This window comes from Tenacibaculum aiptasiae, assembly GCF_965221665.1.
GTDB lineage: Bacteria > Bacteroidota > Bacteroidia > Flavobacteriales > Flavobacteriaceae > Polaribacter > Polaribacter aiptasiae.
In genome coordinates, this window is sequence record NZ_CBDCSN010000002.1 from 168,564 (window position 1) to 186,876 (window position 18,313).

The 18,313-nt window shown below is 30.3% G+C and carries 17 protein-coding genes and 1 other RNA gene; 13 read left to right on the plus strand and 5 right to left on the minus strand.

Annotated elements, in window-relative coordinates; translation table 11 throughout:
• The first annotated feature begins 58 nt into the window (after window positions 1-58).
• The 5 genes from ACOQN8_RS01020 to ACOQN8_RS01040 all read left to right on the plus strand — a co-directional run bounded on the left by ACOQN8_RS01020 (window position 59) and on the right by ACOQN8_RS01040 (window position 6,728).
• Window positions 59-874: a hypothetical protein gene (locus ACOQN8_RS01020; protein ID WP_420551278.1), complete on the plus strand. Its 816-nt coding sequence runs from the start codon at window positions 59-61 to the stop codon at window positions 872-874.
• Window positions 875-916: 42 nt separating this feature from the next.
• Window positions 917-2,272, plus strand: coding sequence for a hypothetical protein (locus ACOQN8_RS01025; protein ID WP_420551279.1), 1,356 nt, complete (start codon window positions 917-919; stop codon window positions 2,270-2,272).
• Window positions 2,273-2,816: 544 nt separating this feature from the next.
• Complete coding sequence (locus ACOQN8_RS01030; protein ID WP_420551280.1) at window positions 2,817-3,971, plus strand: T9SS type B sorting domain-containing protein; 1,155 nt, start codon at window positions 2,817-2,819, stop codon at window positions 3,969-3,971.
• Window positions 3,972-4,195: 224 nt separating this feature from the next.
• Window positions 4,196-5,350 (plus strand): T9SS type B sorting domain-containing protein, encoded by a 1,155-nt coding sequence (locus ACOQN8_RS01035; protein WP_420551281.1) that lies wholly within the window; start codon window positions 4,196-4,198, stop codon window positions 5,348-5,350.
• 223 nt (window positions 5,351-5,573) lie between these two features.
• Entirely contained in the window at window positions 5,574-6,728 is a 1,155-nt protein-coding gene (locus ACOQN8_RS01040) for a T9SS type B sorting domain-containing protein (protein WP_420551282.1), read from the plus strand.
• Between the two features lie 14 nt (window positions 6,729-6,742).
• Here the strand turns inward: ACOQN8_RS01040 and ACOQN8_RS01045 are convergent, their stop codons facing one another.
• Window positions 6,743-7,234: a DinB family protein gene (locus ACOQN8_RS01045; RefSeq protein ID WP_150900247.1), complete on the minus strand. Its 492-nt coding sequence runs from the start codon at window positions 7,232-7,234 to the stop codon at window positions 6,743-6,745.
• A gap of 239 nt (window positions 7,235-7,473) precedes the next feature.
• Between ACOQN8_RS01045 and ACOQN8_RS01050 the strand changes: the two genes are divergently transcribed.
• The gene (locus tag ACOQN8_RS01050; protein ID WP_150900248.1) at window positions 7,474-8,202 is read left to right on the plus strand and encodes a hypothetical protein; all 729 of its coding nucleotides are present in this window, start codon (window positions 7,474-7,476) and stop codon (window positions 8,200-8,202) included.
• A 51-nt stretch (window positions 8,203-8,253) separates the two neighbouring features.
• Here ACOQN8_RS01050 and rny read toward each other — a convergent pair whose 3' ends face one another.
• The 4 genes from rny to ACOQN8_RS01070 all read right to left on the minus strand — a co-directional run bounded on the left by rny (window position 8,254) and on the right by ACOQN8_RS01070 (window position 10,621).
• Window positions 8,254-9,819, minus strand: coding sequence for a ribonuclease Y (rny, locus tag ACOQN8_RS01055; RefSeq protein WP_150900249.1), 1,566 nt, complete (start codon window positions 9,817-9,819; stop codon window positions 8,254-8,256).
• Window positions 9,820-9,866: 47 nt separating this feature from the next.
• Window positions 9,867-9,972, minus strand: a non-coding RNA gene (gene ssrS / locus ACOQN8_RS01060) — 6S RNA.
• A 58-nt stretch (window positions 9,973-10,030) separates the two neighbouring features.
• Window positions 10,031-10,318: a cell division protein ZapA gene (locus ACOQN8_RS01065; protein ID WP_150900250.1), complete on the minus strand. Its 288-nt coding sequence runs from the start codon at window positions 10,316-10,318 to the stop codon at window positions 10,031-10,033.
• Between the two features lie 12 nt (window positions 10,319-10,330).
• Complete coding sequence (locus ACOQN8_RS01070; RefSeq protein WP_150900251.1) at window positions 10,331-10,621, minus strand: hypothetical protein; 291 nt, start codon at window positions 10,619-10,621, stop codon at window positions 10,331-10,333.
• A 237-nt stretch (window positions 10,622-10,858) separates the two neighbouring features.
• Here ACOQN8_RS01070 and ACOQN8_RS01075 point away from each other — a divergent pair, with 237 nt between their 5' ends.
• The 7 genes from ACOQN8_RS01075 (at window position 10,859) to ACOQN8_RS01105 (ending at window position 18,234) form a co-directional block, all read left to right on the plus strand.
• Window positions 10,859-12,469, plus strand: coding sequence for a M23 family metallopeptidase (locus tag ACOQN8_RS01075; RefSeq protein WP_420551283.1), 1,611 nt, complete (start codon window positions 10,859-10,861; stop codon window positions 12,467-12,469).
• A 5-nt stretch (window positions 12,470-12,474) separates the two neighbouring features.
• On the plus strand, window positions 12,475-14,919 hold the full coding sequence (locus ACOQN8_RS01080; protein ID WP_420551284.1) for a TonB-dependent receptor: 2,445 nt from the start codon (window positions 12,475-12,477) through the stop codon (window positions 14,917-14,919).
• A gap of 75 nt (window positions 14,920-14,994) precedes the next feature.
• Complete coding sequence (locus ACOQN8_RS01085; protein WP_420551285.1) at window positions 14,995-15,762, plus strand: hypothetical protein; 768 nt, start codon at window positions 14,995-14,997, stop codon at window positions 15,760-15,762.
• A gap of 224 nt (window positions 15,763-15,986) precedes the next feature.
• Window positions 15,987-16,376 (plus strand): hypothetical protein, encoded by a 390-nt coding sequence (locus ACOQN8_RS01090; protein ID WP_420551286.1) that lies wholly within the window; start codon window positions 15,987-15,989, stop codon window positions 16,374-16,376.
• A gap of 105 nt (window positions 16,377-16,481) precedes the next feature.
• A complete protein-coding gene (locus ACOQN8_RS01095) occupies window positions 16,482-17,063 on the plus strand; it encodes a hypothetical protein (protein ID WP_420551287.1) in 582 nt (193 codons plus the stop codon).
• A gap of 139 nt (window positions 17,064-17,202) precedes the next feature.
• On the plus strand, window positions 17,203-17,715 hold the full coding sequence (locus ACOQN8_RS01100) for a hypothetical protein (protein ID WP_420551288.1): 513 nt from the start codon (window positions 17,203-17,205) through the stop codon (window positions 17,713-17,715).
• 63 nt (window positions 17,716-17,778) lie between these two features.
• On the plus strand, window positions 17,779-18,234 hold the full coding sequence (locus ACOQN8_RS01105; protein WP_420551289.1) for a hypothetical protein: 456 nt from the start codon (window positions 17,779-17,781) through the stop codon (window positions 18,232-18,234).
• The last annotated feature ends 79 nt before the right edge of the window (window positions 18,235-18,313 follow it).

Genomic DNA, 18,313 nt, shown 5'->3' on the forward strand with positions numbered 1-18,313 from the left:
TTGTTGTATTTACTCCTTTACTTACAGTCAAATAGTAAAATACAATAACTTTCCTACAATGAAGCCTCATCATATACTTGATGAAAATTTAGGAAATATTAGTTTTGCTTTTTCGATGAGAGTTATTGAAAGCGACTATAATGGTCCTTTAGTTAGACTAAGAAGAGCTGGAGATAACGCTGAACAGGACTTTACATGGGGAGATAATGATATTGTAGACATAGCAGCCATAAATGCTTGGCGAGGAGGAAGCAATGTTTTTATCCATACATGGTACGATCAAAGTGGATTAGGAAGAGATGCTATTCAAACAACAAGAAATCGACAGCCTCGATTTTATCCAAACACTGGTAATCCTTATTTTCAAGGAGATGGATCAAATGACCATTTGGTCATTGATACTCCTAACGGAATACAGGATGTAACAAATGCTGGAGATGAAGGAACTGTGATTACAATAGCAAGGGCTACAAATAACTATCAACACTCTTTTGGTGTATTAACTAACGCCAATAGATGGGCCACTCACATAAATTGGGGTAATGGAAGGCTTTATTTTGACCCTGGTGTTTGTTGTAATGCTACACGTTCTTTTATCAATAATTCAAACAATAATGTTTGGGAAATATATACTTTTATGAAAACAAACACCAATACAATTGCTCGTTCTGGGGGAACACAGCGATTTAATGGAGTTTATAATAATGGTAGATGTACCCGAACGGAAGATTTTACAATTGGATGGGCCAATGGTAATCAAACAGGAAATCATGCAAGAACTAGTTTTACAGAATTTATAATGTACAACAGAGATATTTCAACGGCACAAATACAAGAAATAGAACAAAATGCAATCACATTTTGGGGAATTTAATTTATTTAATAATCATTAAAACAAACATTGTTTAAAAAATTTATGACTCACTCTAGTAACATAATAAAGTTTATAGTTACAATTTTATTGTTAACATTTTCTTTTTCAATTCAATCACAAGAAATTAATGTAGTTGATAAAAAAGGAACGGTAAATACAGTAAATAATAACAATGTTTATACCTCTGCAACAGACCCAAACACCCCTACTCCAGTTGCAGTAGAAAATGATATTTGGTTCGATACAAGTACAACACCAAATACCATAAAAATATGGGATGGTACAACTTGGTTATCATTTGCTAATAATTTTTGGTCATTAGCTGGTAATGGAGGAACAAATCCTACGACTAACTTCCTAGGAACCAGCGATGGACAAGATTTAGCATTTAGAACAAACAATATAGAGGCTATGAGAATAAACCAATCAAACCAGTATGTCGGCTTAGGGATAGTAGGAGCTACAAGTCCTCTTCATATTAGCAGAGACTTAGCTGATGGTATTGGAATTATTCGTGTTCAAGGGACAGAGCCTGATATTAATTTCAATGATACAGATGGTGGATTTAACACCTTTACATTTGAAAACGCTGGAGTAGCTAAATTTGCTTTCGGAAGAAGAAATACTGATGCCTTTTACATCACTAGAAACGATGGCACTTGGCATGATGAAACATTCAACATTTTAAACAACAACGGACATGTTGGTTTAAACACTGACGCACCTACAGAGCGTTTAGATGTTAATGGTAAACTTAGGGTGAGGGACATCTCTACAGTTACCACTAATAATAATATTTTAACAGCAACAGCAACTGGTGTTGTTGAAAAGAAAGAATTAATTGCAGCTGAAACTGATAATCAAATAACTACAGGAGCAAACGGAGGAGTTTATTTAGGCCCTACTGTTTTTGTCGGTTCATTTATTATTAACGGTCCTGGCGGAGGTTCAGCTACATTTACACAAGATATAACAGGACTACCTTTTCAACCTTCACAAATAACATTTACAGCTCACGCAAATATTGAGTCAGCTAATATTGATAATGATAATGGGGTTGGAAACAACAATGCATGGATTAATAATTCATTCGGGACAATGAATGGTTTTGTAAGAGACACTGGGGCGCCTTTTACACAACAAGTTATCTATGTTGGGGGACACGGAAATTCGATAAATGACATTTCTCGTTATGCTTCTAATTCAAATTGTATAGGAATTAGATATGGAAGTCAAAACGGTGATGATTTAGGGAAGATTACTGCTTCTTTAAATACTTTTTTATCTAATGGATTTAGACTTAATGTAGCCTATTCTTTGGGAACAATAGGATCTACTGCAAGGAGAAATGATGTTTTAAACGAAAGTTTATTAGTGATTTATACAGCTTACAAATAAACATATTTTTTAGCATCAACTACACAATACACAAACTTAACTAATTAATAATCTATTAGTTAAACAAAATTTTAACAAATAAAAGCGTAAGAGTCTCAAAAAAACACATTACTTTTGCAGCTTCAAAATTAAAAGTTTAATCCTCTTAAAAAAATTATAACATTTAATGCACAGAAACCTACTACTACTTCAATAATAGTTTATCTAACTATTAAAATATTTTCGTCTGAGAGTATATAGAACAACTATAATAATATGCGGGTGTTATCATAATTATTTTATATGCTTTGTGTTAACTTAAATTCAGTTGAAATCTAACTGAAACATCTTTTAACGTACGTTAAAAAACAGTAAAACCTTATTCAAAAGACGAATCCACTAGCCAGAAGAAAGATATACTTCAACTAATCTATGTATCAAACTTAATTGATTCATGGCAATTTTGAAGTGTAAGTAGGAATTATGCATCACAGTGTAATGAGGACAGTTATAAAACGACAACCATGTGGTTTTTAACTAAATGAAGATTTAATACAGTGGTATTATGAAGACGATAATTAAAATAACAATATTATTATTTACATATTCTGTAGGTGCTCAAACTGCATTTCACAATTTTGGTAATGTAAAAATGCATACTAATGCTAGTATTGGGTTTCATACTAATTTAACTAATGATGGTACTCTTGATGATGACAATGTTGGATTAGTTGGTTTTTACAGCAATAATGAAACAAGAATAGTATCTGGAAATAATAAAGCTATCTTTTATAACGTAGAAATAGATACTAATAATGATTTAGAACTTAGAAACTCTTTAGGAATAACTAATGAGTTAAGCTTTATAAACGGAAAAGTTATCACTCCAAAATCGGACACTAGTATATCCTTAGATTTTATTCAACATGATTTTTATGCTGGTGAAGATGACAACAGGCATATTGATGGTTATGCTTCTGTTTCTGGAACTGAAGAATTTGTTTTCCCTATTGGTGACGACAATAGATTAAGACCAATGATTATTCCTACTCAAAATCAAAATTCTACCTTTAAAGGAGCTTATTTTAACGAAGACCCTAATTCACCAACTACTTTTGCTCAAACCTTTTTAACAAACCAAAAGCAAGTTTTTATAGAAAACATTAGTCAACTTGAGTTTTGGGATTTAAATGGAGCAAACAAAACAACAGTTACATTAACTTGGGATAACCAAAGTGATATTCCTGCTATAGCTAACAATGTTGCAGAATTAAAAGTTGTTGGTTGGAGCAAGATTGAAAACAAATGGATGGACCTTGGAAGTAGTAATATATCTGGAGACTTAACTTCTGGTCAAGTAACTTCAAACGAGTTTATCCCTAATGATTATGAAATCATCACTATAGGTGCTGGTGTTCCTGACGGTGAATTAGACGACGTAAATATTATCTTTTCTCCTAATGGAGATAGCACTAACGAAACTTTAGTATTTGAAGGATTAGAACAATACAATAGAAACGAATTAGAGATTTATAACAGATGGGGAAACCTTGTTTATAAAACATCTAACTATAAAAACGATTGGAATGGAAAATCTTCGGGAAGAGCTACAATAAACTCTAATGATGATTTACCTGTTGGAACTTATTTCTATACTTTAAAGTTTGGCCAAGATAAATTAAGTAAAAAACAAAAAGGTTGGGTTTATATTCAAAGATAGAACAACTTCAACATAATTTTAAAATATTTAAAACTTATATGAATACCATTTAACGTACGTTAAATGGTATTTTTTTGACCATGATTTTTCTAGCCAAATTCGCTAATCGGTAGAAAAACACAGTTCAACTAAAACCTCCATTAATCCTTATTGATTTGAAGCATCTTTGAAGTGTAAATACAAAGAAACATTTACATAACAACAACCATTTTAAATCAATAATTATGAAAACAATAACTAAAATAGCCGTATTATTATTTACATATTCTGTAGGTGCTCAAACTGCATTTCACAATTTTGGTAATGTAAAAATGCACACAAACGCTAACATTGGTTTTCATACTGATTTAACTAATGATGGTACTCTTGACAATAACAATGAAGGTTTAGCTGGTTTTTATAGTAATAATGAAACAATAACTGTTTCTGGAAGCAACAAAGCTACTTTTCAAAATGTAGAAATAGATGCTACTAATAATGTAGAACTTAAAAACTCTTTAGGTGTAACTAATGAGTTAAGCTTTATAAATGGAAAGGTTGTTACTCCAAAATCAAATGCTAATGTTTCTTTAGATTTTATTCAATATGATTTTTATGCTGGTGAAGATGACAACAGACATGTTGATGGTTATGCTTCTGTTTCTGGTACTGAAGAGTTTGTTTTTCCTATTGGAGCTGATAACAAATTAAGACCAATTATTATTCCTGCTCAAAACCAAAACACTACCTTTAAAGGAGCTTATTTTAACGAAGATCCTAATTCACCAACTACTTTAAGTCAAACTTTTGTTACAAATCAAAAGCAAGCTTTTATAGAAAACATTAGTCAATTAGAATTTTGGAACTTAAAAGGAACTAACAAAACAACAGTTACATTAACTTGGGATAGTCAAAGTGATATTACAGCTATTGCTAATAATGTAGAAGAATTAAAAGTTGTTGGTTGGAGTAAAACTGAAAACAAATGGATGGATCTTGGAAGTAGTAATGTATCAGGTAACTTAACTTCTGGACAAGTAACTTCTAATGAGTTTATCCCTAATGATTATGAAATCATCACTATAGGTGCTGGTGTAGCTAATGGAAAGTTAGATGATGTAAACATCATATTCACTCCTAATGGAGATAGCACTAACGAAACTTTAGTATTTGAAGGATTAGAGCAGTATAACAAAAGTGAATTAGAAATTTATAACAGATGGGGAAACCTTGTTTATAAAACATCTGACTATAAAAACGATTGGAATGGAAAGTCTTCTGGAAGAGCTACAGTAAATGCTAACGATGATTTACCAGTTGGAACTTATTTCTACACTTTAAAGTTTGGTAATGATTCATTAAGTAAAAAACAAAAAGGTTGGGTTTATATTCAGAGATAGAACAACTTCAACATAATTTTAAAATATTTAAAACTTATATGAATACCATTTAACGTACGTTAAATGGTATTTTTTTGACCTTGATTTTTCTAGTCAAATTCACTAATCGGTAGAAAAACACAGTTCAACTAAAACCGCCATCAATCCTTATTGATTTGAAGCATCTTTGAAGTGTAAATACAAAGAAACATTTACATAACAACAACCTTTTTAATCAATAATTATGAAAACAATAACTAAAATAGCCGTATTATTATTTACATATTCTGTAGGTGCTCAAACTGCATTTCACAACTTTGGTAATGTAAAAATGCACACAAACGCTAACATTGGTTTTCATACTGATTTAACTAATGATGGTACTCTTGACAATAACAACGAAGGTTTAGCTGGTTTTTACAGTAATAATGAAACAATAACTGTTTCTGGAAGCAACAAAGCTACTTTTCAAAATATAGAAATAGATGCTACTAATAATGTAGAGCTTAAAAACTCTTTAGGAGTAACTAATGAATTAAGCTTTATAAATGGAAAGGTTGTTACTCCAAAATCAAATGCTAATGTTTCTTTAGATTTTATTCAACATGATTTTTATGCTGGTGAAGATGATAACAGACATGTTGATGGTTATGCTTCTGTTTCTGGTACTGAAGAATTTGTTTTCCCTATTGGAGCTGGCAACAAATTAAGACCAATGATTGTTCCTGCTCAAAACCAAAACACTACTTTTAAAGGAGCTTATTTTAACGAAGACCCTAATTCACCAAATACTTTTGCTCAAACTTTTGTTACAAATCAAAAGCAAGCTTTTATAGAAAACATTAGTCAAGTTGAATTTTGGAACTTAAAAGGAACTAACAAAACAACAGTTACATTAACTTGGGATAGTCAAAGTGATATTACAGCTATAACTAATAACGTAGAAGAATTAAAAGTTGTAGGTTGGAGTAAAACTGAAAACAAATGGGTGGATCTTGGAAGTAGTAATGTATCAGGTAACTTAACTTCTGGTCAGGTAACTTCAAACGAGTTTATTCCTAATGATTATGAAATCATCACTATAGGTGCTGGTGTAGCTAATGGAAAATTAGATGATGTAAACATTATATTCACTCCTAATGGAGATAGCACTAACGAAACTTTAGTATTCGAAGGATTAGAGCAGTATAACAAAAGCGAATTAGAAGTTTACAACAGATGGGGAAATCTAGTTTATAAAACATCTGACTATAAAAACGATTGGAATGGAAAGTCTTCTGGAAGAGCTACAGTAAATGCTAACGATGATTTACCAGTTGGAACTTACTTCTATACTTTAAAGTTTGGTAACGATACATTAAGTAAAACACAAAAAGGATGGGTATATATCCAAAGATAAAACAAATGCAACACTTAAGAGACAGCTCTCTTAGGTGTTGTTGGATTATAACCAAAATCAGGATCAGGTAGTTCTATATCTAATTGGTTAATAATAAAACCAATACTTGCAAAATGATGTATTGCATGACTATGAGCTTGAGCCAAAGCACTCGCTAAAGTATAATTAGTAGTTACTTTACCAGTTCCCAAATCATCAGTAACAGAAATAATTTTATTAAAATCAGCAGGATTCAATGAATGTAATTGACAAATTACACTATTAAAATATTCTATACCTGCTGCTGTTTTTTCTTCCGCTAATTGATTACGCTCTCTATTAGAAAAATCCACACATTTACTATCTAAACCACTGAAAATGCACGCAAAAACATCTAAGATATGACGCATATTTGCTCCTATACTTGAATAGTAAGGAGGTACATTCTTATTACTATATTGTTCATCGGTAATAGAATTTAATAACTTAACTCCTCTTTGTAAGTTTTTCTCAATTGCATCAATCATTTGTTAATCTAAATTTTCAAGTGTGTCGTATAAATATAGAGCTTTTTACAAGTACTCATAAAATATTTTTGCAAAATTTATCAAACAACTCATTATCAATCAAATAAAACCACATATTCCCTATTAAAAAGCTATCATGATTAATTACTACTATTTTTTGGCACGCTCTTTGAAAATTATACATCAAACGCGGAGGCCGAAAAGCGAACAGAGTAAGCATAACCCTAAAATTAGCAATTATGAGAACAGGGATACTTTTTTTATTAGCAATCATGTCATTAGCAACAGTAAACGCTAATAACACAAACAAATCAACTAGCAAAATTGGGGTTACAAATCGCTATGATGATGTAGTTACCTTCGTAGAAAGAGGTGTGCAATTTCATGTATTTTTAAATGGTGATTTTGACTTTAACACTCACTATAAAAACACTAGATATGTAGATTATTATGGTAGACGTACTAGAGTAAACCGTGGTGTTAGAATTGAACGTGACTTCAAAGGTAGAGTAAGACGTGTAGGTAATACTTTTATAAACTATGATAGCAGAGGAAATGTAAAACGAATTGGTAGTGTTTATATAAGATATCGTTTTGGACAATTATCTAAAGTCGGTAATTTAACAATTAGATACGATCGTTGGGGAAATCCAAGATTTTATGGAAATGTAAAATTTGATGAGTACTGTGGAGATGATGTATATTATAATGACAACATAGATATTGATATTAATATCGGAGGTGTTTTTGATTACGATGATGTATATTTCTATAAGAGAAATTTTAGAAGAAACTACCGTCAATTTAAAGAAGATAATGACTTCTATTATTACAGAGCAGTACCTAATGCAAAAATCGGTAAGAGAAGTAGAATTATTAAAAGACGTAAGCAAAGAAGAAATCACAATGACGATTTATACTTCAAAGCAACTCCAGAACAAAAAGGAAAATCAAGAAGAAATAGATAACAAAAAAGCCTCATCAAATGATGAGGCTTTTTTTATTGATTAAGCTATTAATTATTTAGCAACATTAACAGCTCTTGTTTCTCGTATTACAGTTACTTTAACTTGCCCTGGATACGTCATATCATTTTGAATTTTTTGCGAAATATTAAATGATAACTCAGCAGCTTTAGCATCGTTTACTTTAGCACTCTCAACCATAACTCTTAATTCACGTCCAGCTTGAATTGCATAAGCTTTTTGAACTCCATTAAATCCAAAAGCGATGTCTTCTAAATCTTTTAAACGTTGAATATAAGAATCTAATACTTGTCTACGAGCACCTGGTCTAGCTCCAGAAATAGCATCACATACTTGTACTATTGGCGATAATAAACTCTTCATTTCAATTTCATCGTGGTGTGCTCCAATTGCGTTACATACATCTGGCTTTTCACCATATTTCTCAGCCCATTGCATTCCTAATAATGCGTGTGGCAATTCACTTTCTGTTTCTGGCACCTTACCAATATCGTGTAATAAACCAGCTCTTTTAGCTGCTTTAGCATTCAATCCCATCTCAGCAGCCATAATACCACAAAGGTTAGCTACTTCACGAGAGTGCTGTAATAAATTTTGTCCATATGAAGAACGGTATTTCATACGCCCTACAGTTTTAATTAACTCAGGGTGTAATCCATGAATTCCTAAATCAATAACGGTACGCTTACCAACTTCTATGATTTCTTGACCAATTTGCTTCTCGGTCTTCTTTACAATTTCTTCAATTCTTGCTGGGTGAATTCTTCCGTCAGTTACCAATTTATGCATTGATAAACGAGCAATTTCTCTACGAACTGGATCAAAACAAGATAAAATGATTGCTTCTGGTGTATCATCAACAATAATTTCAACTCCAGTAGCAGCTTCTAAGGCACGTATGTTACGTCCTTCTCTACCAATGATTCGCCCCTTAACATCATCAGATTCTAAGTTAAATACAGACACACAGTTTTCTACAGCCTGTTCTACTCCTACTCTTTGAATAGTATTTAAAACAACTTTTCTAGCTTCTTGTTGAGCTGTCATTTTTGCCTCTTCTACAGTGTCTTGTACAAAAGACATTGCATCAGCTTTAGCTTCATCTTTTAACGAAGCTACTAATTCTGTTTTAGCGTCTTCAGCAGACAAACCTGAGATTTGCTCTAGCATTTCTACATGACGCTTGTGAAGCTTATCTAATTCAGTTTCTTTTTTATCTAAAAAGTCTAATTTATAATCTAAATCCCCTGCTTTTTTCTCAAGTGATTTATTTAATTTTTTATTCTTATCTAATTCTGAAGAAACTTGACTTTCTTTATCTCTTATTCTCTTTTCTACGTCAGAAACTTTCTTTTCCCTCGATAAAATTACCTTTTCGTGTTCAGATTTTAATTCTATAAACTTTTCTTTGGCTTGTAATATTTTATCTTTTTTTATTGCATCTGCTTCTACTCTCGCTTCTTTTACAATATTCTTAGCTTCTTTCTTAGTCTCTTGAATTAATTTATTAGCGTTAGATCTCTCTAACATTTTAGCAATAAAGAACCCTATTGCTACCCCTATAATCCCTGCTAATACAGGGAATAATATTCCTTCCATAATTTTGATTTGATTGTATAAAAAAACCTACATTAATAGGGTTTTATAAACTCCAAAAAACAAGTTTAGGACTAACTGGCTTATCAAGGATCCGAATAAATCGGCATGCTTTACTAACCAAGACTCATCCTTTCTAAATAAATAGTGTTGAGTTTAACAAACAATGTACTAATGTAGGCAGTAATATTAAATTTATGTATTTTAAAGAACGTTATAAATGATCTTCTAACAACTTAGTCAATTCATTTATTTTATGTAATACTTCGGTATTTTCTTTAGTATTTGTTAATGATACTATTTCTGCTTTAGACGCATACTGCAATGCACACATTGCCAACACATCTTGTTTATCTGCTACCGCATAATTTTGTTCAAACTTAGCAATCAACTCATTAATGTCTTTTGCAGCTTTACGCATTCCTTCTTCTTCATTTGTGTCTTTCACACTTAACGGATACGTTCTACCAGCAATTACTACATTAACCTTTATTTTTGCCATGTAAAGAACTTTTTATGAATTCAAAAGAGTAATACATTTATCAATCTCTCGAACTAAAGCATTTATTTTGAGTTTTGTTTCTCTCGTGTTTTCGTTACTACCTTCTATAGTTTTTGCAACTTTAAGCAATTTATATTCTTCATCTCTTGCTTTTAATTGTTGCTCTTTCTCTTCTAATAAAATATGTAACTTAGCATTATTTTGAAGCAGAACCTGATTTTCTTCTTTTAAAAATTCATAATAAGAAAGTAGTTTTTTCAACTTATCTTCCAGTAAATGAACTGCTTCTAAAGGGTTACTCATTTAATTTTTAGAATAAAACTATATCTACAAAGTTATTAATATAGATTTTAAATCGCAACTCTTTTGCTATATTTTACTAAAACACTAGTAATTAAGCGTCTAACTCTTTGATATTATTTTAGTATTTTTGTTTAAAACTGTTATAATTTGAAATTTATTTTCTCTTTCTTTTTAAGCTTCGTTTTTTGTTTTAGCTACGCGCAAAAACAATATCCAAAAAACTATTTTTCAGCACCTTTGAAAATTCCTATTATACTTTCTGGTACTTTTGGTGAATTAAGAAGTAATCACTTTCATTCTGGAATTGATATTAAAACTCAAGGCAAACAAGGAATTCCAATATATGCTCCTGCCGATGGATATGTATCTCGTATCAAAGTAAAGCAATATGGTTATGGTAAAGCTTTATATGTAAAACACCCAAATGGTTATACTACTGTATATGGGCATCTTAAAAAATATGCACCAAAAATTCAGAAGTATGTAAAAGCTATACAGTATAAAAAAGAAAACTATAACACAGGAAACCTTTTTCCTAAACCAGAAAAATTTCCTGTAAAAAAAGGAGATATCATAGGTTATACTGGTGATACAGGAAGTTCAGGAGGACCTCATTTACATTATGAGATAAGAAATACAGAAACCGAACATATTATTAACCCAATGCATTTTGGTTTAACTGTGGCTGACAATAAAAGTCCAAGTATAAAAAAATTAATCGCCTATCCACTTAATGATAATTCTCGTATTAATAATTCCTCATTAAAAACTCTCATATCGTTTAAAAGTATAGGAGACAATAAATTCATCAGTGAAAGTATTAATGCCAGCGGTGTAATTGGTTTTGGAATTAGTGTTTTTGACAGATTAAATGGGGCCTTAAATAAAAACGGTATTTATAGTTTAGAAATGAAAGTAAATGGTAGTAGAGTTTATTACCACGATGTTGAAACTTTTTCTTTTGCTGAAAGTAAATACATCAACTTATTAATTGATTATGAACATTACAAAACCTATAAGAATAGAGTTCAAAAAACTCATAAAGTAGAAGCTAACAGACTAAATCTTTATGAAGACTTAGTAAACAATGGAAAAATAAATATCGAAAACGGAGCTAGTTACAATATTGAGATTATTGCCAAAGACTTTAAAAACAATACATCTTCGTTAACTATTCCTGTAAAAGGAGTAGAAAGTAATTTAGTTTTCAAACAAAAAGATACTACTAATTACAAAGTAATAGCCAAAGACTTTAATAAGTTTACGCACAAAAATATAACCATTGCTTTTCCTAAAAACACATTCTATGAAGATTGCTTTATTGATTTTTCTTTAGACAATGGAATTGCTAAAATTCATAACCCAACCATTCCTCTTGACAAAAGATATACATTAACGTTTGAAACATCATTTTTAAATGAAGAGCAAAAACAACATGTATATATTGCAAATGTTACCAATCCAAAATATCCAAGACACGTTTCAACTAGAAAAAGAATTGATAAGGTGTTTACCACCACCAAAGTATTAGGAGATTATACATTATTATTCGATAAGGTAAAACCAACCATCCAATCTTATAATTTTAAAGATGGGCAATGGATTTCTAAAAACAAAACATTAAAGTTAAGAATAAAAGATCGCGAATCAGGAATAAAAAATTATCGTGCAACCATAGATGGTAAGTGGGTTTTAATGGAATACAACCATAAAAAAGGCATCCTTACTTACGATTTTTCCGATAAAAAGTTGGTAGGTAGCAAACATCTTTTTAAACTTGTAGTATCTGATAATGTGGGAAATACTAAAACTTTTTCTGCTACATTTTTCAAAAAAAATAAATTATAAAACCCTTGAGAAAACTACTTTTATTACTACTGTTCCCTTCATTAGTTTTTGCACAAAAAACAGTGATTGTAAAAGGAAAAATTACAAACAAATATAATATCCCCATTGAAGGAGTAGCAATTTCCTACTTATCAAAAGGTACAACTACTAAAGCTGATGGTACTTATAAATTTACCATTCCTATGCGAAAAACGGTTGCGGTAACTTTTAGTCATGTATCGTATAAATCAGTTGTAAAAAAGTTTACTTCAAGAGGTAGAAAAGTTTTTAACTACTCTCCTACTTTAAATTTCAAATCCCAAGAATTAGAAGAAGTAGTTATAAAGAATCTAAAAAAAGAAGCTCAAGGAATTACTAAAATAGAAGCAAAAAAAGCAACGACTATTTTAGGTGCCAATGCTGGAGTAGAAAATATTTTAATGACGCTTCCTGGAGTTAGTAATAACAATGAACTAAGTACCCAATACAATGTTCGCGGAGGTAATTTTGATGAAAACCTAGTGTATGTAAATGGAATTGAAGTATACCGTCCTTTTTTAATTCGTTCAGGACAACAAGAAGGATTGAGTTTTATAAATCCACATTTAGTACAAAATATTAATTTTTCGGCAGGAGGTTTCCAAGCAAAATATGGAGATAGACTTTCTTCTGTTTTAGACATTACTTATAGAAAGCCTAAAGATTTTGCTGCCAAATTAGACTTAAGTTTATTGGGAGGAAGTTTTTCTATTGAAGACACTTTTTTAAACAATAAACTAAGTGCAATTGTGGGTGTTCGTTATCGAGACAATAGCTTATTTGTAAATAGTAAACAGGTAGAAGTTAATTTTAGACCTCGTTTTACAGATGTACAAACTTTTTTATCGTACAAAGCAACTAATAAACTTACCTTAAATTTATTAAGTAACTTCTCTTTAAACGATTATAACTACAAACCATTAACGAGAAAAACCCGTTTTGGTACCCTTGCCAATCCTTTAGAGTTGATTGTGTTTTATCAAGGGCAAGAAATAGATCAGTTTAAAACACTTTTCGGAGCTTTTTCTGCGGAATATCAAGCCAACGAAAACTTAAAAATTACAGGAACAGTTTCTTCATTTAACACCCAAGAAGAAGAACATTTTGATATTGCTGCTTCTTATAACTTAGGAGAAGTTGATAGTAATATAGGTTCAGAAAGTTTTGGCGAAGTACAATTTTCTCAAGGAATAGGATCACAAATCAATCACGCTCGTAACGATTTAGACGCGTTGATTAGTAATGTTCAACTTAGAGCAACACTAAAAGATGGAAAAAATGAGTGGAGAGCAGGAATAAAATACCAAACAGAAAACATTAAAGACCGTATACGTGAATGGGAAGTAATCGACTCGTTAGGATTTTCGGTACGCCCACCTCATCATACAGGAAATAATCAACCTTACCAACCTTTTACTGGACCTATTGAACCTTTTAGAAATGTTAGAGCAGAAAACGAAGTAGATATTAATCGTTTATCAGGATTTGTTCAATTTAGTAGAAAAACAAACTGGGGCGATCATCAGGTTTGGATGAATATTGGAGTGAGAGGACAAACTTGGAAAGTAAAAACAGCTACTAGTAGTAGTGATAACCAATTTATTTTTAGCCCAAGAGCACAATTTGCTATAAAACCAGATTGGGAAAAAGACATGCTTTTTAGAATTTCAGGAGGATGGTATTCTCAACCTCCATTTTATAAAGAACTACGTGGTTACGACGGACAAATAAATCCGAATGTAAAAGCTCAAAAGTCTATTCACCTTGTTGCGGGAAATGACTACAGTTTTATACTATGGGAACGTCCATTTAAACTAACTACAGAATTATATTATAAAGACTTATCTGATGTTAATGCTTATTCTGTAGACAATGTTCGTATCCGATATCGTGCCGATAATGTTACCGATGCCTATGCTTATGGTTTAGACATACGCTTAAATGGTGAATTTGTTCCTGGCAATGATAGTTGGGTTAGTTTTGGATACTTAAAAACAGAAGAAAATATCAATAATAGAGGTTATATTGCAAGACCTACCGACCAACGTTTAAAATTTGGTGCTTTATTTCAAGATTACGTACCTAATTTACCAGATTTAAAAGCGCATTTAAATATTGTTTACAATACAGGGTTGCCTGGTGGAGCTCCTGCTTATGCTGATGTTTACGAATTTCAAAATAGATTAGACGATTACAAACGTGCTGATGTTGGTATCTCTTATGTATTTGCTGATGCCAACAAACAGCACAAAACTGGTTTTTTAAAGAATTTTAAAGAGTTTACTGCTGGTTTAGAATTATTTAATGTATTTGATATACGTAATTCAATAACCAATACATGGGTTCGTGACGCTTATAGTAAAGCACAATATGGAATACCAAATTTTATGACTGGTAGAGTCTTGAATTTTAGAGTAGGAATGCAATTTTAAGTTTCTCTTTACTAATTATAACTAATACAAGAAACAAAGCTCTACATATAAACAAGTTAGCCCAATTAAAAACTAATGATATTTAAAGGACATTTTGACCCTCTACAAGCACCTCTTGATTTCAAAAAATTAACGATTTTCACAAAGTCAAATAAACAAAATGACATTAGAAAAGAATATTTTTATAAAGACCATAAAGTTTCTAAAATTATTGATTACAGAAATGGCATAATTTCCGAATATGAATATTCCGATAGTAATTTTATTGTTAAATTTTATCTATTTGAAGATTCAATAAATGATAAGGAATTTGATTCAATTAAAAAATTCACTTATTCAAATGATAAAAAAATAAGAGAGGTTCTAATAAATATTGAAAAAGAAAAAGAAGTTAAAATTTATACTGGTGATTTTGAATACTTGGGAAATGATTTATCTTTTGAACGATACACATATAATGATGGAGAAGTATATCGAATAAAACACGAATGGAATAAAACAAAGTCCGTTAATAAAATTACACATCTTGATGAACCAGACAAAGTAAAATATACATTTAATAAGAATGGATTTTTAGACGAATGCCTATACTTCAAATATGAAGATAGTGTAAAGAAAACACTTTACGAATACGATGATGATAGACTATTTAAATTAATTGAATTCCCTCATCTTGAATATAAAAAATCTTTAATAGGTAAAATTAAAATCGTTGAACAAGCTCAGTTCATGGATGAAACTGAGTATTATTATTATGACAATGGCTTACTTGAAAAAGAAATCATTAAAGATTATGAGACAAAGGAAATACAAAACATTATTTATTATGAGTATGAAAAATAACTTTGGCTAACACAATGTATAAAATATAGCTAATAATTGCTAAATCGAAGGGACTGTGTATTTTTAAAATGCATACCAAATTTTTAATTTGGCTTTTAAAAGAGAAAAATTAAAAACAAAATATAAAAATTCGATTCTGTATTAATCCAAAAGTTAGTGTCTTTGTACACTATGTTCCATATACAATTCCGATTATGCAACATTTGTCAAATCATAATCAAAAAATGAATTCGAAAATTATTGAACACATAAAATTCATATTAATTGATTCAATAAATGATGATATTCAAGGAATTTACGAGTTGAATAATTCTGTAAAAAAATATTACTCTGAATCTGATACTCAAATCGGAAATGAATTTGTTTGTGGAAAAATCCTGTCAGAATTGATTGCTCATAATTATGTACGAGTTATAAAAGTGACCAACCCTGAATTTAAAAAACTCGAATCATTAGAAAACGAAATAGGGCAAAAAATCGTGTTAGAAAAATCTAATTGGACAGAATATCAAAATGAATGGGTTTACGGAATAGAAAGTGTTAAATTGAAAAAATCAATTGAATTAGAAAAAGAGTTGTATAAAAAAATAAAAACGTTGCACAATAATGTATAACCGTAATTACGGCTGATTTGACTAAGTACGAATCCATTCGGAATAAAGCCTATAATTTTAATCCATAACTGATGGTTATACGTGACAGTTGTAGTAATTTTAGAAATGAAAACACTAACTACATTATTTATTAGTTTAATATTCTTTTTGCCAACAAAAGAAAATAAGTTGAATATGGGAATGTATTATTATCTGATTCCGGAAACTGAAACCGACTGTACGAATGATTTTCCATCTGGATTATCATACTTTTTTGAACAAATTGGTGGATATGATGAATATGCTGCTGTCAGTCAATTAGAAAATGAACTGAATATTGACTTGAGTCTTTTTCAGAAAACTTTCACTGATGATGAGTCTATATTTAAGGAAATGGAAAAATATGGTCAAATCAAAAATGCAGAAATAGAATTTAAAAAACATAAAAAGGAAACAAGAATAAAGACTGAATCAATACTTGAATTGCTTATTGAATTCAAAATAACACTTGAAAAAAACAAAGGTTTTACAAATAAAATTAAGTTTAAAAACAATCAAGAACTACCTGAAAATATAAGAATTTTGTATCCACCAGAAATTGAATATTACGGAAACGGAGAGTTCGTAAAAGATATTAATGATTTGATTATGATACTCGAATGTTATAAAAAAAATGGAGTGGAATATTTGAGATTAGGATACGCATAAAAAACTACCTACAACTATGTATAACCGTAATTACGAAGGATTCGACTACGTCCTAATTACAAAGGCCAATGCTTAACCAAAAAACAGTAACTTAAAACCTGTAACTGACGATTATACCAGACCGTTGTGTTTAATTAAAATGAACTTAGAACTAAAGCAAAATATATGGAAATCAGATGAAAGTGGACTTGGATTCTACTGCGTGAATATTTTTGACTGTTCAGAGAAAAACCCTGAATTAAAAGAATTATTAAAGAATAATATTCTAAAAGAAAAAGAATTTGGTCCAATTAAAACTATGGAAAAAGAATTAAAAGAACCAACGAATTATTATGGCTCAATTCTTCTGAATAAAATTGACATATCAGATTTTAAAAAACTTAATTTTAGCGACTTTAAATCCGAGTTTCAAAAATATTGTCAAGACGAAGATTGGGGAGAAGATTTACCGATATTCAAAAAGAATTTTGAATTAGCTATTTCCAATTTGGACAAATTTGAATTATCAATTAGGAATTTTTATTATATCAATGCAGAAAAAATTGATTCTGAAAAATTGACTGACCCAATTTTTTTTTCATATTTAGTTTGTGCAATCTCAACCGAAAAAGAATCGAATAAAATAATAACTCTGACTTTTGGATTGGATTAAAAAACTAAACACAACAATAACTATAAGTAATTGTTTGTTCTTGGTTACTCCTGAATTGAATAAATGAAAAAATTAATATTTCAACTGACTTTACCTCTGACTTTAATTTCATTTGGAATTATAACAAAATGGTGGTTCGGAATTGCGATAGATGCAAAGGATGCTTTTTTCTATGGATTTCCATTGATTTATAAATGCGAAGGATTCCATACTTCACTGTCAACTCAATACTTTTTGATAGAAATAGCCATTAATTTTTTGACTTATTTTGCCTTTTGGTTAATATTAACTTTGACCATAAATAAATTTTGGGAAATCAACATTCCTAAACTGATTTCTAAAATATTTTGGATTGTATTTGGAGTTTTGTTTTTAGGATTTGTATACTTATCAAACGATTTGGATGATAGATATTCAATTAAACGTAATTTTGAAGTTAAAATTTTTGACAGTGGAATTACATTTTTTGAAATTCACGCAACGAACAGAGAAAAATATCGGAATGAAATAAAAAATTGAAATAGAAAACAACAATCAAACCTCAACAACAAATTATGTTTAACCGCTATGTAAAATTTGAGTGTACCAAAAATAACTT

What these genes read in the sequence shown, in the direction of transcription:
- ACOQN8_RS01020 (WP_420551278.1), top strand. Translation starts at nt 59, where the DNA reads ATGAAGCCTCATCATATACTTGATGAAAATTTAGGAAATATTAGTTTT.
- ACOQN8_RS01070 (WP_150900251.1), bottom strand. Translation starts at nt 10,621, where the DNA reads ATGAGTAACCCTTTAGAAGCAGTTCATTTACTGGAAGATAAGTTGAAA.
- rny (WP_150900249.1), bottom strand. Translation starts at nt 9,819, where the DNA reads ATGGAAGGAATATTATTCCCTGTATTAGCAGGGATTATAGGGGTAGCA.
- ACOQN8_RS01085 (WP_420551285.1), top strand. Translation starts at nt 14,995, where the DNA reads ATGATATTTAAAGGACATTTTGACCCTCTACAAGCACCTCTTGATTTC.
- ACOQN8_RS01090 (WP_420551286.1), top strand. Translation starts at nt 15,987, where the DNA reads ATGAATTCGAAAATTATTGAACACATAAAATTCATATTAATTGATTCA.
- ACOQN8_RS01040 (WP_420551282.1), top strand. Translation starts at nt 5,574, where the DNA reads ATGAAAACAATAACTAAAATAGCCGTATTATTATTTACATATTCTGTA.
- ACOQN8_RS01095 (WP_420551287.1), top strand. Translation starts at nt 16,482, where the DNA reads ATGAAAACACTAACTACATTATTTATTAGTTTAATATTCTTTTTGCCA.
- ACOQN8_RS01100 (WP_420551288.1), top strand. Translation starts at nt 17,203, where the DNA reads ATGAACTTAGAACTAAAGCAAAATATATGGAAATCAGATGAAAGTGGA.
- ACOQN8_RS01045 (WP_150900247.1), bottom strand. Translation starts at nt 7,234, where the DNA reads ATGATTGATGCAATTGAGAAAAACTTACAAAGAGGAGTTAAGTTATTA.
- ACOQN8_RS01025 (WP_420551279.1), top strand. Translation starts at nt 917, where the DNA reads ATGACTCACTCTAGTAACATAATAAAGTTTATAGTTACAATTTTATTG.
- ACOQN8_RS01065 (WP_150900250.1), bottom strand. Translation starts at nt 10,318, where the DNA reads ATGGCAAAAATAAAGGTTAATGTAGTAATTGCTGGTAGAACGTATCCG.
- ACOQN8_RS01050 (WP_150900248.1), top strand. Translation starts at nt 7,474, where the DNA reads ATGAGAACAGGGATACTTTTTTTATTAGCAATCATGTCATTAGCAACA.
- ACOQN8_RS01035 (WP_420551281.1), top strand. Translation starts at nt 4,196, where the DNA reads ATGAAAACAATAACTAAAATAGCCGTATTATTATTTACATATTCTGTA.
- ACOQN8_RS01030 (WP_420551280.1), top strand. Translation starts at nt 2,817, where the DNA reads ATGAAGACGATAATTAAAATAACAATATTATTATTTACATATTCTGTA.
- ACOQN8_RS01105 (WP_420551289.1), top strand. Translation starts at nt 17,779, where the DNA reads ATGAAAAAATTAATATTTCAACTGACTTTACCTCTGACTTTAATTTCA.